The organism is Planococcus sp. TJ-301 (genome assembly GCF_058268475.1).
On record NZ_JBZDOH010000001.1, the window covers coordinates 364,218 to 379,444 of the forward strand.

The following is a 15,227-nucleotide window of genomic DNA, read 5'->3' on the forward strand; positions in this document are numbered from 1 at the left end:
AAGCGCTTACAAGCCTTATATAATGCAGTTTTATCTGTTTTAATTAAAAAGGAATGGGGTGAAAAGATGACCACATTAACGAAAATAATGGATGAAATTTCAATGGAAGCCGATAATACGGTGGCTGTCGCTGCGGCGGCAGATTCCGAAGTTCTTGAATCCGTCAGCATGGCGCTCGAACGCAATTTGGCGAGTTTTCGGCTGTACGATGATGAGGTGAAAGTGAAGGAAATGATCAAACGTGATTTTCCACACTTGGTCGGCCATCCGAAAATCCAGATCCACCATGTTAGCGGCAGTGCCCAAGCGGCGAAAGAAGCCGTCAAATCTGTTTACATGAACGATTCGAACGTTTTGATGAAAGGGCATATTCCGACAGCCGTCTTATTGAAGGCAGTGCTGAATCCGGATTATGGTTTGCGGACAGGAAATGTGCTGTCCCATGTCGCTGCGTTCGAAATTGCAGGCTTCGATCGGCTGATTTTTATCACTGATGCCGGCATGAACATCGAGCCGGACCTGCAACAAAAAGCTCAATTAATTGAAAACGCTGTCTCTATCGCACGTTCAGTTGGAGTGGAACTTCCAGTGGTGGCGCCGTTAGCCGCCGTCGAGGTGATTAACCCGACCATGCAGGCGACATTGGATGCCGCTGCGCTGACCGCGATGAACAAGCGGGGCCAAATCAAGAATTGCATCGTCGACGGCCCGTTGGCCTTGGATAATGCAGTGTCTGTTACTGCGGCCCAGCATAAAGGGATCACAGGCGAAACTGCCGGCAAAGCCGACATCTTGCTTGTACCTACAATCGAATCCGGCAACATCCTATACAAATCATTGGTCTATTTTGCAAAAGCGAAAGTGGGAGGCGTCATTGCGGGTGCGAAAGCGCCAATCGTTTTGACTTCCCGCGCAGACAGCGCTGAAACGAAGCTTTACTCGCTCGCGCTGGCTATCCGCTCATCAAGCAGTCAACAAACATACTAGGGGGACTTGACAATGGAAATTTTCAAACGAATGGAACAACACGACTATGAGCAATTGGTGTTTTGCCAAGATAAAACTTCAGGATTGAAAGCAATTATCTGCATCCACGATACAACTTTAGGGCCGGCTCTTGGCGGCACGCGTATGTGGAACTACGAAACAGAAGAAGAAGCGATTGAAGACGCAATCCGCCTTGGACGCGGAATGACATATAAAAACGCAGCAGCTGGCTTGAACTTGGGCGGCGGCAAAACAGTTATCATCGGTGATCCGTTAAAAGACAAAAACGAAGAAATGTTCCGTGCTTTCGGCCGCTTTATCCAAGGCTTGAACGGGCGCTACATCACAGCTGAAGACGTTGGCACAACAGTTGCGGATATGGACTTGATCCACGAAGAAACTGATTTTGTTACAGGCATCTCTCCAGCATTCGGTTCTTCAGGCAACCCTTCACCAGTAACAGCTTACGGCTGCTACATCGGCATGAAAGCGGCTGCGCTTGAAGCGTGGGGCGACGATTCACTAGAAGGCAAAACAGTTACTGTGCAAGGCGTCGGCAACGTAGCTTACACACTTTGCGAACACCTGCATCAAGAAGGCGCTAAATTGATCGTAACGGATATCAACCAAGAAGCCGTAGCACGCGCAGTAAAAGATTTCGGAGCGACTGCCGTTGCACCGAATGACATCTACTCACAGCAAGCGGACATCTTTGCGCCTTGCGCAATGGGCGCAATCATCAACGATGAAACGATACCGCAATTGAAAGTTAAAGTTGTTGCTGGTTCAGCCAACAACCAATTGAAAGAAGAACGCCACGGCGACGAGCTTGAAGCATTGGGCATCGTTTACGCACCAGATTTCGTTATCAACTCAGGCGGCGTTATCAACGTTGCGGATGAATTATACGGATACAACAACGAACGTGCGATGAAGCGCGTTGAAACAATTTACGACAGCATTACGCGCATTTTTGCAATCTCGAAACGCGACGGAATTCCTAGCTACCAGGCTGCGGACCGCATGGCGGAAGAACGCATCGACCGTATGCGCAAATCAAGAAGCCAATTCTTGCGCAACGAACACAACATCATCTCAAGACGCTAAATGGCAGGCAGGCACGGCCGGTTCAACCCGGCTGGCGCCTGCTGCTTGTGTAGTTTAAAGAAAAGATGAAACGGAGGGATCGCTGTGCAAAAACAGCAGCAGCGGATTTTGGTCTTAAACCCAGGTTCGACTTCGACTAAGATCGGTGTTTTTGACAACGATATCCTGATAATGGAAAACACCATTCGCCATTCGACGGAATCGCTTGCACAATTCACGTCCATCATCGACCAATTCGAATTTCGCAAAAAAACAATTTTAGAAGCGCTCGATGAAGAAGGCATGAATGTTTCCAATTTGTCTGCGGTCTGTGGACGCGGTGGATTGCTTCGGCCGATCGAAGGTGGGACATACGCAGTCAATGAAACAATGCTCATCGATTTACGCAAAGGCGTATCCGGCCAGCACGCTTCGAATCTTGGCGGAATTATTGCCTTTGAAATTGCTCAGGCGCTGAACATCCCGTCATTCATCGTTGACCCGGTCGTTGTTGATGAATTGGACCCGATTGCACGCGTATCGGGCTTTGCATTGATTGAACGAAAATCGATTTTCCACGCATTAAACCAAAAAGCGGTTGCCCGCCGCTACGCGAAAGAGTCAGGGCGCGCGTATAGCGACTTGCGCTTGATTGTCGTTCATATGGGCGGCGGCATTACAGTCGGCGCACATATCGGCGGCCGTGTCGTAGATGTCAACAACGGCCTTCACGGTGATGGGCCGTTCAGCCCCGAAAGAGCGGGAACAGTGCCAGCTGGCGATTTGGTTGAATTATGCTTCTCAGGCCAATATTACCGCCAGGAAATTATGAAAATGCTGGTTGGGCAAGGCGGCTTGGTCGGGTATCTAGGGACCAATGACGCTGTAAAAGTGGAAAAACGAATTCAAAAAGGCGATCAGGAAGCGAAGCTGATTTATGACGCGATGGCCTATCAGGTAGCGCGCGAAATCGGTTCCGCAAGCGCCGTGCTTGAAGGCAAAGTGGACGCAATCATTCTGACAGGCGGATTGGCTTACGGCAAAAGTTTCGTGGAGTCGATTACAAACCGCATTAGTTGGATCGCAGATGTTGTTGTCCTTCCCGGCGAAAATGAGCTCCAGGCTCTCGCCGAAGGTGCGGCACGCGTATTGAACGGCGAAGAGCAAGCGAAAGTTTACCCGGCAGGAAAATAACAAAGGAGGTCGTCTTCACTTATGGCACAAAATTATGATGTAGTCATCATGGGCGGCGGAACAGGCGGCTACGTAGCTGCCATCCGCTCGGCTCAATTAGGATTAAAAACAGCGATTGTCGAAAAAGGCAATCTTGGCGGAACATGCCTGCATAAAGGCTGTATCCCAAGCAAAGCGCTGCTCCGCAGTGCTGAAGTTTATTCGACAACAAAAAACCACGCAGCTGATTTCGGCGTTGTTACAGGAGACGTGTCATTGGATTTTTCACGCGTTCAGCAGCGCAAACAAGCTATTGTCGACCAATTGCACAACGGCGTTCAAGGCTTGATGAAAAAAGGCAAAATCGATGTCTACGAAGGCATCGGCCGGATTCTTGGACCGTCGATCTTTTCACCGAATGCCGGTACGGTTTCAGTGGAAATGGCGAACGGTGAAGAAAACGAAATGCTTATTCCGAATAATGTCATCATCGCAACAGGTTCTCGACCGCGCACGCTACCGGGCTTGACGATTGACGGCGAATTCGTCATGAGTTCAGATGAAGCACTGCAAATGCAAGAATTGCCGAAATCGATTTTAATCGTTGGCGGCGGTGTTATCGGCATTGAATGGGCATCGATGCTCAATGATTTTGGCGTAGAAGTGACGGTCATCGAATACGCGGACCGCATCATTCCGACAGAAGACAAAGACGTGTCAAAAGAAATGCTGAAATTGCTATCGAAAAAAGGCGTTAAATTCGCTATCGGCGCTAAAGTGATGGCGGAGACGCTTGAAACAGGCGACAACGGCGTAACGATCCAAGCTGAAGTAAAAGGCGGCATGGAAACGTTTAATGCAGAAAAAATGCTGGTTTCTGTAGGCAGACAAGCAAATGTCGAAAACATCGGCCTGGAAAATACGGACATCATTGTTGATAAAGGCTTTATCCAAGTGAAAAATACATTCCAGACAAAAGAGTCCCACATCTACGCAATTGGCGATGTGATCGGCGGCCTTCAATTGGCGCATGTTGCATCCCACGAAGGCATTACGGCCGTTGAGCACATCAAGGGCAATAATCCGCATGCCATCAATTACGATTTGGTGTCGCGCTGCGTTTATTCCAATCCGGAAGCCGCAAGCGTCGGCATCACCGAAGAGCAAGCAAAAGAAAAAGGTCATGATGTCAAAGTCGGCAAATTCTCATTTAAAGCAATTGGTAAAGCGCTTGTTTTCGGGGAATCCGACGGCTTCGTCAAAATCATTGCCGATAAAGCGACAAACGACATTTTAGGTGTTCACATGATCGGACCGCACGTAACCGATATGATTTCAGAAGCTGGCCTGGCCATGGTTCTGGATGCAACACCGTGGGAAATCGCCGAAACCATCCATCCGCACCCGACACTATCAGAAGTGATGGGCGAAGCGGCATTGGCTGTAGACGGCAAAGCGATTCATAGCTAAAGGGGGAATTTCAATGGTATCAAAACACGAAGAAGCAGGTTTGTCACAAGACGATTTGCTGGAAATGTACGAAACAATGCTGACTGCGCGCCGTGTCGATGAGCGCATGTGGCTTCTAAACCGCGCGGGTAAAATCCCGTTCGTTATTTCTTGTCAAGGGCAGGAAGCGGCTCAAGTTGGCGCAGCATTTGCTTTGGACAACACAAAAGATTACATCGCACCCTATTACCGCGACCTAGGCGTTGTCTTGCATTTCGGAATGACGCCTAAAGACTTGATGTTATCGGCTTTCGCAAAAGCCGAAGACCCGAACTCAGGCGGGCGCCAAATGCCTGGCCATTTCGGGCAGAAGAAAAACCGCATCTTGACTGGTTCTTCACCGGTTACCACGCAATTGCCGCACGCAGTAGGCGTAGCAATGGCTGGCAAAATGAAGAAAAAAGATTTTATCACGTTTACAACGCTAGGCGAAGGTTCTTCAAACCAAGGGGATTTCCACGAAGGCTTGAACTTTGCAGGCGTCCATAAATTGCCGGTTATTACGCTGGTCGAAAACAATAAATACGCGATTTCCGTTCCTTATGACCGCCAAGTGGCGAGCAAGAACGTTTCGGACCGCGCAGCTGGATACGGCATGCCGGGCGTAACAATTGACGGCAACGACCCAATCGAAGTTTACAAACACGTCAAAGCAGCTGCCGACCGCGCACGCCGCGGGGAAGGCCCAAGCTTGATCGAAACAGTTTCAGAACGGATGACGGCCCACTCATCAGATGATGACCACCGCCAATACCGTTCAGCTGATGAATTGGCTGCACAAAAAGAAAAAGATCCGATTCTGTTATTCGGCGCTTATTTGAAAGAAAACAGCATCATGGACGACAAACTGGAAGCGGACATCAATGCCCGCATCATGGTTCTTGTCAACGAAGCGACGGATTATGCTGAAAACGCACCGTACGCTGCACCGGAAGACGCGCTGAAATACGTCTACGCGGAACAGGGAGGTAACGAATAATGGCAGTTATGAATTATATTGACGCCATCACGCTTGCCATGAAAGAAGAAATGGAACGTGACGAAAATGTTTTCGTTATAGGCGAAGACGTCGGCAAAAAAGGCGGCGTGTTCAAAGCGACGCAAGGCCTTTACGATCAATTCGGTGAAGACCGCGTTGTTGATGCACCGCTAGCAGAATCGGCAATAGCCGGAGTTGCGATCGGCGCCGCGATGTACGGCATGCGCCCGGTTGCGGAATTCCAGTTTGCGGATTTCATCATGCCAGCTGTCAACCAAATCATTTCGGAAGCATCACGCATCCGCTACCGCTCGAACAATGACTGGACATGCCCGATCGTTTTCCGTGCACCATTCGGCGGCGGCGTCCACGGCGCGTTGTACCATTCACAATCGGTGGAAGCCGTTTTCGCAAACCAGCCTGGTTTGAAAATCGTCATTCCGTCGACTCCATATGACGCAAAAGGATTATTGAAAGCGGCCATCCGCGACGAAGATCCGGTAATGTTTTTCGAACACAAACGCGCTTACCGTTTGATCAAGGGCGAAGTGCCTGAAGAAGACTACACGATTGAAATCGGCAAAGCCGATGTTAAACGCGAAGGCGACGACATCACAGTCATCACTTACGGACTGGCTGTGCATTTCGCGCTGCAAGCTGCAGAACGCCTTGCTGAGGACGGAATTTCCGCCCACATCCTGGACCTGCGCACAATTTATCCATTGGACAAAGAAGGCATCATTGAAGCCGCTAAGAAAACCGGCAAAGTCCTTCTCGTCACAGAAGACAATAAAGAAGGAAGCATCATCGGCGAAGTGGCAGCGATCATCGCTGAAAACTGCCTATTCGACCTGGATGCTCCAATACGCCGCCTGGCTGGCCCAGACGTTCCCGCAATGCCTTACGCGCCGACAATGGAGAAATTCTTCATGATCAACCCGGACAAAGTCGAAAAAGCAATGCGTGAACTAGCGGAGTTTTAAATAAGAAAAGCGGAAACGGCCGATTAGGTTCGACAGGCATAAGGCGGACCAGCGAAGTGGCGTTCTTTGCCACACAGCTGGGCTGGCTTATGACCCAAGAACCTGGCCGTTGCAGCTGGATCAAAAGAAAAGCGCATGCGCCTGTCAAGTCCCGACAGGCAAGTTATGGCCAAATGAAATTTGGGCCATGACTTTGCGACGAAGCACGTAGTGCTGCTGGAGCATATGTTTTAGACAGAACACCGAAACGGCATGTTTTCAGCCGTACAGACTCGAAAAGTAGAAGTGCCTGTTCAGCTCTGACAGGCATAAGACGGACCAGCGAAGTGGCGTTCTTTGCCACGCAGTTGGGACGGCCTATGACCCGAAGAGCTAGGCACGGAACTAGACACTGGGCTGACTTAAGACCCCGAGGGACTAGGCGCAGAAGCTGGATCAAAAAGTAAATCAAACAAGGAGGAATCCCTTTGGCTATAGAGAACATCAAAATGCCCCAGCTTGGCGAAAGTGTCACAGAAGGCACCATTGAAAAATGGCTTGTCGCTCCTGGCGACCACGTCAATAAATACGATTCGCTGGCGGAAGTCAATACAGATAAAGTAACAGCAGAAGTCCCTTCTTCGTTTACCGGCATCATTAAGGAATTGCTTGCTGCAGAAGGCGAAACACTCGCAGTCGGCGAAATCGTCTGCACAATCGAAACAGAAGGCGGCGATTCAGCTCCGGCTGAAGATGCGACACCTCAACAAGCGGACACAGGCAAAGAAAATACAATGCCTGCTGCAGATACTGCCGTATCGAAACAACCGTCTGGCGGCAATGGCCAGTCACAACCGATCCGCCCGTCTGGCTCGAAAGCACGCTATTCGCCTGCGGTCCTCCGTTTGGCGCAAGACAACGACATTGATCTTGCACAAGTCGACGGATCAGGCAATGAAGGGCGCATCACGCGCAAAGATTTGTTAAAACTGATCGAGAGCGGCAACATTCCGAAAGCTGGCGATGCACCTGCAGCTCCTGCACGCCAAGAAACTTCAGCGCCTCAAGCAGCGGCGCAGCAAGCACCGGCTTCAGCACCTGCAGCTAAGTCAGCGCCGATCGAAAGCGCACCTGGCGATATCGAAATCCCGGTAACAGGCATACGCCGCGCGATCGCTGCCAATATGCTGAAGAGCAAGCACGAAGCGCCGCATGCATGGATGATGATCGAAGTAGATGTCACGGACCTGGTTTCGTACCGCGATTCCATCAAAGGCGAATTCAAGAAAAAAGAAGGCTTCAACATTACGTATTTCGCCTTTTTCGTCAAAGCCGTTTCTCAGGCTTTGAAAGAATTCCCAATGATGAACTCGATGTGGGCTGGCGACAAGATCATCCAGAAAAAAGACATCAACATCTCGATCGCAGTTGCGTCGGACAGCGCATTGTTCGTGCCTGTCATCCGCAGCTCAGATGAAAAGTCCGTCAAAGGCATCGGCCGCGACATCAACGACTTGGCATTGAAAGCCCGCAACGGCAAATTGGGATCCACTGACATGCAAGGCGGAACGTTCACTGTCAACAACACAGGCTCGTTCGGCTCTATCCAGTCAATGGGGATCATCAATCATCCGCAAGCGGCAATCCTGCAAGTCGAGTCGATCGTCAAGCGCCCAGTCATCATGGGCAACGGCATGATCGCAGCACGCGACATGGTCAACTTGTGCTTATCGCTCGACCACCGCGTACTTGACGGACTTGTCTGCGGACAATTCCTGGGGCGCGTCAAAGAAATTCTTGAAAACATGAACAAGGAAAACACTTCCGTTTATTGATAGAAAGCCTGGAGTCTACGGACTTCAGGCTTTTTTTCCTTTTATGTCTGTGGATAGTCGGGTAAAATGAATAAAGAGACCTTTAGGGAGGGAACAGCTTGACTATCGAATCGATGAAAAAGACCCAATTTTCCGAACGTACATATGAAGACTGGCGGGAAGCGGCTGAAATAGCGCTGAAAGGCAAACCGCTGGATGAAACTTTGAAAACTCCGACGATAGAAGGCATTACCTTAGAACCGTTATACACAAAAGAAATGTTTGAGAGCCGTGGCCATGCTGCCGAGAGCCAAGCGGCAGCTGTGCAGAACGGCAAACGCTTGCCAGGCTGGTTCGTTGCCCAAGAAACCGCTTACGAAACAGCAGCGGATTTTTTAGCAGCAGCTAAAGAAGAATTGGCGCGCGGCAATGAAACAATCGTTTACACGAGCCAAAAAAATCTGCAATGGACAGATATGGAATTGCAAGAGCTCGCGGGTCTCATCATTACGCATCCGCTGTATTTTAAATTGGGATCTGATGATAACGGCATCTTGCGGGTGTTTGACTTTATTGATGAACAGCAGCTTAGGCATGTTCAAGGGGCGATTCAGTCTGATTTCGTTGTCACTGCGCCACCGAATGTACGCACGCTGATGGTTGATCTGATTCCGGTGCATGGCGCTGGCGGAACGATTATCCATGAACTTGGTGTCGCGCTCAGCATGCTGGCAGAAGCGATGGAAGCCGACAATTTCAATGCACAGGCAGAAAAAATCTGGGTGCGTTTTGCAGTCGACACGCAATTTTTCCAGGAAATCGCTAAGCTCCGCGCATTTCGTGTGTTGTGGAATGCATTTTGCGAAGCGTACGGCGAAAAAGCGCCGGCTGTTCCGGTCTTTACGGAAACATCGGTACGTTCTTATTCAAAACTGGACCCTTACGTCAATTTACTGAGAGCAGGCAACTCGACTTTTTCCGCTATCCTTGGGGGAACGAACGCGCATACTGTGCATCCGCATGATTTTCTGACGGGGCCGAATGGCCAAAGCCGCCGGATTGCGCGCAATGTCCAGCTAGTCATCAAAGAAGAAGCACATGCGGCCCACGTCTTGGACGCTTCAGCCGGCTCATATTACATCGAGTCGCTGACGCAGGAATACGTAGAAGCAGCTTGGCAATACTTTCTTGAAATCGAAGAAGCGGGCGGCTATACGGAAGTTATGCAGTCCGGCTGGCTGGCAGACGACATGCAGGCCAAATGGCTGGAACGCAAAAAGCAGATCGCTTTGCGCAATGCTTCCTTGATCGGCACGAATGTCTACGCTGACCCACAGGAAGCGGTCAAAGACGGCACAATCGACGAAAGCCATCTCGAATACATCACTGCGAAGCGCTTAGCTGCGCCATTTGAGAAAATGCGTGCACTCGCCAAAGAATGTATTTTAAAAACGGCAATTATCCACCTGGCACCGTTAAAAACAGTGAAATCCCAATCGGATTTCGTCGTCGGTTTCCTTGCGGTGGCAGGGATTGAACCATTGATCAGTCCGGAAATTAAATCTGCAGAAGAAGTCAATAAATTCTTGCAGGAAAACCACATTGATTATGCTGTGCTATGCGCTCCGGCAGACGTCATTGATGCCATTCTGCCAAGCTTGGAAACGTCTGCCGCCATTGATGTTGCAGGCAGAATCCCGAAAGAACGCAGTGAATTTTGGAGTAAACACGGCGTCACCGATTCCATTTACGGCGGCAAACACATCAATTCGAAATTAGAAGCGATCTTAAGTCTTGGAAAGGAGGCCTTCTAACATGGCAAAACCGGATTTTTCAAATGTCGATTTACAGCAATTGGCTATAGAGCTTCAAGAAGGGGTTCAAAAAGAACCGTTTGAAACGAATGAAGGCATCGCCGTCAAACCGGTGTATTCACCGCAAGACATGGAAGGCGTTGAAGACAGCTTGCCTGGTTTTGCCCCGAATGTACGCGGCCCTTACCCGACGATGTACGTATCACGTCCGTGGACCGTGCGCCAATATGCCGGATTTTCAACGGCTGAAGAAAGCAATGCTTTTTACCGCCGCAATTTGGCAATGGGCCAAAAAGGGCTTTCAGTCGCATTTGATTTGGCGACGCACCGCGGCTATGATTCCGACCATCCACGCGTTGTTGGAGATGTCGGTAAAGCCGGCGTCGCCATCGACAGTGTTGAAGACATGAAAATTTTGTTTGATGGCATTCCGCTCGACCAAATGTCGGTGTCAATGACAATGAACGGCGCAGTTGTGCCAATTATGGCCTTTTACATCGTGGCAGCAGAAGAGCAAGGCGTGTCGCCGGAGCAACTTGCCGGCACGATCCAGAATGATATTTTAAAAGAATACATGGTGCGCAATACGTACATTTACCCACCTGCAATGTCGATGAAAATCATTGCAGATATCTTTAAATACACGTCCGAAAAAATGCCGAAATTCAACTCGATTTCGATTTCCGGCTACCATATCCAGGAAGCGGGAGCGACGGCAGATATTGAATTGGCGTATACGCTTGCCGACGGACTGGAATACGTCCGCACCGGCCTTGCAGCCGGCATTGGCATCGATGCTTTTGCACCACGCCTGTCATTCTTCTGGGGCATCGGCATGAACTATTTCATGGAAATCGCGAAAATGCGTGCAGCCCGCGCCATTTGGTCGAAAATGATGAAATCGTTCGATCCACAAAACGACAAATCATTGGCACTCCGAACACATTCCCAGACTTCGGGCTGGAGTTTGACCGAGCAGGATCCGTTCAATAACGTCACGCGTACGCTGATCGAAGCGAATGCGGCGGCAATGGGCCATACCCAATCGCTGCACACAAATGCACTTGATGAAGCCATTGCTTTGCCAACCGACTTTTCTGCCCGCATTGCCCGTAACACGCAATTATTCCTGCAGGAAGAAACCTTAATGACCAAAGTCATCGATCCATGGGGCGGATCGTATTACGTCGAATCGTTGACCAATGAATTGATGGAGAAAGCTTGGCAATTGATTGAAGAAGTTGAAGAGCTTGGCGGGATGGCGAAAGCGATCGAAACCGGCTTGCCTAAAATGCGCATCGAAGAAGCGGCTGCGAAAAAACAGGCGCAAATCGATTCGAACGAAGAAATCATTATCGGCGTCAACCGCTACAGATTGGATGAAGAAGACCCGATTGACATTTTGAACATCGACAACACAATGGTGCGCAAAAAGCAGATCGAGCGCATCGAGCGCATGAAAGCGACGCGTGACAGTGCGAAAGTCGGCGTGGCATTGCGCCGTCTGGCAGCTGCGGCTAAAACCGGGGAAGAAAACATCCTGGAATGTGCGGTGGAAGCGGCACGAAATCGCGCAACATTAGGTGAAATATCGGATGCCATTGAAGAGGCTTCCGGACGGCATAAGGCGGTGATCCGTTCAGTGAGTGGCGTATACAGTTCGAACTTCTCGAATCAGCAGGAAATGGAAACCGTCAAAGAAATGACGGAAGACTTTATTGAGAACGAAGGGCGCCGTCCGCGCATCCTGATTGCAAAAATGGGGCAGGACGGTCATGACCGTGGAGCGAAAGTCATCGCGACAGCATTCGCGGACCTTGGATTTGATGTGGATATCGGGCCGTTGTTCCAGACGCCTTCCGAAACTGCGCAACAAGCTGCGGAAAATGACGTCCACGTCATCGGCGTCAGTTCGCTGGCAGCCGGGCATATGACATTGGTTCCGGACTTGGCAGCTGAACTGAAGAAAATCGGCCGTGAAGACATCCTGATCGTTGTCGGCGGCGTCATTCCGGCGCAGGATTATGAGTTCCTGCGCAATAACGGAGCGAGCGCCATCTTCGGACCCGGAACGGTCATCCCGGTTGCGGCACAAAAAGTCATTGAAGAGATATACAGCCGTCTTGGCTATGAGGAAGTGGCCGACTGATGGACCGCGAAAAAGGATCCCGGCGGGTCATGGGAGGCGTCAAAGCCAGTCACGACGGCATGCAGTCTGCGCCGCGCAAGAAATTCAAGAAGCCGCAGGCGCAGGGCTTCAAAACAGCTGAACTGGCTGAAGGGGTGATGAGTGGATCGCGCATCCATTTGGGCAAAGCGATTACGCTGCTGGAAAGCTCGAATCCGCAAGACAAGCAAATGGGTCAGGACTTGTTAAATCAGCTGCTGCCGCATACCGGAAACAGCATTCGCATCGGCATTACCGGTGTGCCGGGAGCGGGCAAAAGCACGTTCATCGAAACCTTCGGCGAAATGCTGACGCGGCTGGGCCATAAAGTGGCAGTGCTCGCCATCGACCCGAGTTCGTCGGTTACCGGCGGCTCAATTCTTGGCGATAAGACCCGGATGGAAAACCTGGCAAGAAATCCAGGAGCGTTCATCCGGCCGTCGCCGACTGCCGGAACGCTCGGCGGCGTCCACAAGAAGACACGCGAAACGATGCTGCTCTGCGAAGCGGCAGGCTATGATGTCATTTTGGTGGAAACTGTCGGGGTCGGCCAAAGCGAGACTTTGGTGCGCGGAATGGTCGATATGTTTTTGCTGCTTGTTTTAACTGGTGCGGGGGATGAACTCCAAGGCATGAAGAAAGGCATTCTGGAATTGGCTGACGCTATCATTGTCCACAAAGCGGACAGAGACAACATGAAGCTTGCTGAGAAGACTGTACGCGAATACAAAGGAATTCTACATTTTCTGCAGCGGGCGACTGAAGGCTGGAAAACGCAGGCGCTGCCGGCATCTTCACTTGAAGAAACAGGAATCCGAGAAATTTGGGATATGGTGAAACAATTCGAGGATACGGTCAAAGTGAGCGGTTATTTCAATGTGCGCCGTCAGGACCAGACGAAAGACTGGTTCCGTTCGATGATTACTGATGAATTGCTGAGCCGTTTCTACGGCGATCGGGAGCGCAGCGACAAGGTCAAAACGCTCGAGCAGCAAGTCCTGAAAGATGAGCTCACCGTATCACAAGCCATAACGGATTTATTCGAGTAAGCTTTTTTGCAAGTCTTTTCAAGTCCTGCTATGATTGAAAGAGGAAATAATAAGGAGTTGTTAACGGATGGCTATGGATTTTAACTTTATGATGAACGATATCGTTAAACAAGCGCGCCAGGAATTAGTAGACGGCGGCTATACACAATTGGAAACTGCAGAAGAGGTCAATGAAGCCTTTGCACAACCCGGCACGAGCCTCGTTATGATCAACTCGGTCTGTGGATGCGCAGGTGGCATTGCACGCCCTTCAGCATTGCATTCCGTGCATTACGACAAACGCCCGGACCGTCTATTGACAGTTTTCGCTGGACAAGATAAAGAAGCGACTGCACAAGCGCGCCATATTTTCGGCGATGACCACTTGCCGTCATCACCGTCATTCGTCTTGTTGAAAGACGGAAAAATGGTGGAGGAAATCGGCCGCCATGAAATCGAAGGGCATGACCCGATGTCTGTTATCACACACATCCAGGAATTGTTCGAAAAACATTGCAATGAAATTTAATGCAAACATGCCCCTTTTATAGGGGCATTTTTTTATAGAAAGCGTTTTCTCAATCAATGAAATCGATGAAAATGAACAGAATCTGGCTAAAAAGAGGAGCGGAACATGAAACTGAAGCGTTTTTCAATTGGCTATCGGACAATGAAGACAGCGGCTGGCGCCGCAATTGCGATATACCTGGCGCAGCTTTTGCAATTGGATTATTATGTATCAGCTGGAATACTGGCAATTCTTTGCATTCAGCCGACAAAGAAAAAGTCCATCCGGGCAGCGTTTTCGCGTTTTGTCGCAAGCCTCATCGGCATCGCCTACGCATTCGTCTTTTTTGAAGGCATCGCTTACCATCCAATCGTGTTCGGCGTCATGATTCTGCTGTTCATCCCAGTTTTGGTGTCGCTGAGATTTTCAGATGGTTTTGTTTCAAGTGCGGTCATCTTGCTGCACATCTACGACTCGAAAAATTTGACAGGCGGCCTTTTGCTGAACGAAGTTGCGCTCATGGCCATCGGCTTTGGCACCGCGCTCGCGGTCAATATCTACATGCCTAGCATTGAGAAAAAACTGGATGATTACCGCAATCAGATCGAGATGCTGTACTCTACGATCTTCAAGGAAATCGCCAATTACCTGCACCAAGGCGAATCGTCATGGAGCGGCGCTGAATTGATGGAAAGCGAAAAGCTGGTGAAAAAAGCAAAAGCGCTTGCTTACCAGGACGTTGAAAATCATGTCACCCGGTTAGAGAACAAATACTACCGTTATTTCGATATGCGGGAGCAACAGCTCGACATTATCGAGCGCATCCTTCCAAAAATTACCGAGCTGCCAGTCGAGGTCGGACAATCCCATCTAGTGGCTGAATTTCTCGAGGATTTAGCAGCACACGTCCATTCAGGCAACACGGCTGACCAATACCTTGGCAAACTCGACGCAGTGAAAGCGGACTTCGCCAAAATGCCGTTGCCCGACAACCATGAAAAGTTTCTGGCAATGGCGGCACTGTACCAAGTGATCGAGGAAATGGAAAGCTATTTGGAGATCAAGTCGTCTTATCAAGGATTCACCAATAAAAAACCAGCAGAAGCATAGGCTTCCGCTGGTTTTTTTATTGGTTGTTGAGATACTATTAATAGGTTTTTGATTTCGCTTCAGGCGGACGCGTTCCGCGGGCGAGCGCCG

General features: G+C 50.0%; 12 protein-coding genes. All 12 read left to right on the plus strand.

What is annotated here, in order from left to right:
- Nucleotides 1-66 precede the first annotated feature (66 nt).
- The 12 genes from yqiS to AC4EHJ_RS01920 all read left to right on the plus strand — a co-directional run bounded on the left by yqiS (nt 67) and on the right by AC4EHJ_RS01920 (nt 15,137).
- The gene (yqiS, locus tag AC4EHJ_RS01865; RefSeq protein WP_490973894.1) at nt 67-987 is read left to right on the plus strand and encodes a phosphate butyryltransferase; all 921 of its coding nucleotides are present in this window, start codon (nt 67-69) and stop codon (nt 985-987) included.
- Between the two features lie 12 nt (nt 988-999).
- Nucleotides 1,000-2,094 carry a Leu/Phe/Val dehydrogenase gene (locus AC4EHJ_RS01870; protein WP_490973895.1) on the plus strand — a complete coding sequence of 365 codons (1,095 nt, stop codon included), beginning with the start codon at nt 1,000-1,002 and terminating at the stop codon, nt 2,092-2,094.
- A gap of 84 nt (nt 2,095-2,178) precedes the next feature.
- The gene (gene buk / locus AC4EHJ_RS01875) at nt 2,179-3,267 is read left to right on the plus strand and encodes a butyrate kinase (RefSeq protein WP_490973896.1); all 1,089 of its coding nucleotides are present in this window, start codon (nt 2,179-2,181) and stop codon (nt 3,265-3,267) included.
- Between the two features lie 21 nt (nt 3,268-3,288).
- Complete coding sequence (gene lpdA, locus AC4EHJ_RS01880; RefSeq protein WP_490973897.1) at nt 3,289-4,716, plus strand: dihydrolipoyl dehydrogenase; 1,428 nt, start codon at nt 3,289-3,291, stop codon at nt 4,714-4,716.
- Between the two features lie 13 nt (nt 4,717-4,729).
- On the plus strand, nt 4,730-5,734 hold the full coding sequence (locus tag AC4EHJ_RS01885) for a thiamine pyrophosphate-dependent dehydrogenase E1 component subunit alpha (protein ID WP_490973898.1): 1,005 nt from the start codon (nt 4,730-4,732) through the stop codon (nt 5,732-5,734).
- Nucleotides 5,734-6,717, plus strand: coding sequence for an alpha-ketoacid dehydrogenase subunit beta (locus AC4EHJ_RS01890; protein ID WP_490973899.1), 984 nt, complete (start codon nt 5,734-5,736; stop codon nt 6,715-6,717). Before AC4EHJ_RS01885 ends, AC4EHJ_RS01890 begins: the two co-directional genes overlap by 1 nt.
- Before the next feature lie 467 nt (nt 6,718-7,184).
- On the plus strand, nt 7,185-8,531 hold the full coding sequence (locus tag AC4EHJ_RS01895; RefSeq protein WP_490973900.1) for a dihydrolipoamide acetyltransferase family protein: 1,347 nt from the start codon (nt 7,185-7,187) through the stop codon (nt 8,529-8,531).
- Between the two features lie 98 nt (nt 8,532-8,629).
- Nucleotides 8,630-10,324: a methylmalonyl-CoA mutase family protein gene (locus tag AC4EHJ_RS01900; RefSeq protein WP_490973901.1), complete on the plus strand. Its 1,695-nt coding sequence runs from the start codon at nt 8,630-8,632 to the stop codon at nt 10,322-10,324.
- A gap of 1 nt (nt 10,325) precedes the next feature.
- Nucleotides 10,326-12,473 carry a methylmalonyl-CoA mutase gene (gene scpA / locus AC4EHJ_RS01905; RefSeq protein ID WP_490973902.1) on the plus strand — a complete coding sequence of 716 codons (2,148 nt, stop codon included), beginning with the start codon at nt 10,326-10,328 and terminating at the stop codon, nt 12,471-12,473.
- Nucleotides 12,473-13,540, plus strand: a complete 1,068-nt coding sequence (gene meaB, locus AC4EHJ_RS01910) for a methylmalonyl Co-A mutase-associated GTPase MeaB (RefSeq protein ID WP_490973903.1) — start codon at nt 12,473-12,475, stop codon at nt 13,538-13,540. The genes scpA and meaB overlap by 1 nt, the downstream gene beginning before the upstream one ends.
- A 67-nt stretch (nt 13,541-13,607) precedes the next feature.
- Nucleotides 13,608-14,048, plus strand: a complete 441-nt coding sequence (locus AC4EHJ_RS01915) for a BrxA/BrxB family bacilliredoxin (RefSeq protein WP_490973904.1) — start codon at nt 13,608-13,610, stop codon at nt 14,046-14,048.
- Between the two features lie 105 nt (nt 14,049-14,153).
- Nucleotides 14,154-15,137 (plus strand): aromatic acid exporter family protein, encoded by a 984-nt coding sequence (locus AC4EHJ_RS01920; RefSeq protein ID WP_490973905.1) that lies wholly within the window; start codon nt 14,154-14,156, stop codon nt 15,135-15,137.
- The last annotated feature ends 90 nt before the right edge of the window (nt 15,138-15,227 follow it).

Excerpts from the sequence above, each read along its gene's own strand:
- yqiS (WP_490973894.1), top strand. The coding sequence starts at position 67 with ATGACCACATTAACGAAAATAATGGATGAAATTTCAATGGAAGCCGAT.
- AC4EHJ_RS01870 (WP_490973895.1), top strand. The coding sequence starts at position 1,000 with ATGGAAATTTTCAAACGAATGGAACAACACGACTATGAGCAATTGGTG.
- lpdA (WP_490973897.1), top strand. The coding sequence starts at position 3,289 with ATGGCACAAAATTATGATGTAGTCATCATGGGCGGCGGAACAGGCGGC.
- AC4EHJ_RS01885 (WP_490973898.1), top strand. The coding sequence starts at position 4,730 with ATGGTATCAAAACACGAAGAAGCAGGTTTGTCACAAGACGATTTGCTG.
- AC4EHJ_RS01890 (WP_490973899.1), top strand. The coding sequence starts at position 5,734 with ATGGCAGTTATGAATTATATTGACGCCATCACGCTTGCCATGAAAGAA.
- scpA (WP_490973902.1), top strand. The coding sequence starts at position 10,326 with ATGGCAAAACCGGATTTTTCAAATGTCGATTTACAGCAATTGGCTATA.
- meaB (WP_490973903.1), top strand. The coding sequence starts at position 12,473 with ATGGACCGCGAAAAAGGATCCCGGCGGGTCATGGGAGGCGTCAAAGCC.
- AC4EHJ_RS01915 (WP_490973904.1), top strand. The coding sequence starts at position 13,608 with ATGGCTATGGATTTTAACTTTATGATGAACGATATCGTTAAACAAGCG.
- AC4EHJ_RS01920 (WP_490973905.1), top strand. The coding sequence starts at position 14,154 with ATGAAACTGAAGCGTTTTTCAATTGGCTATCGGACAATGAAGACAGCG.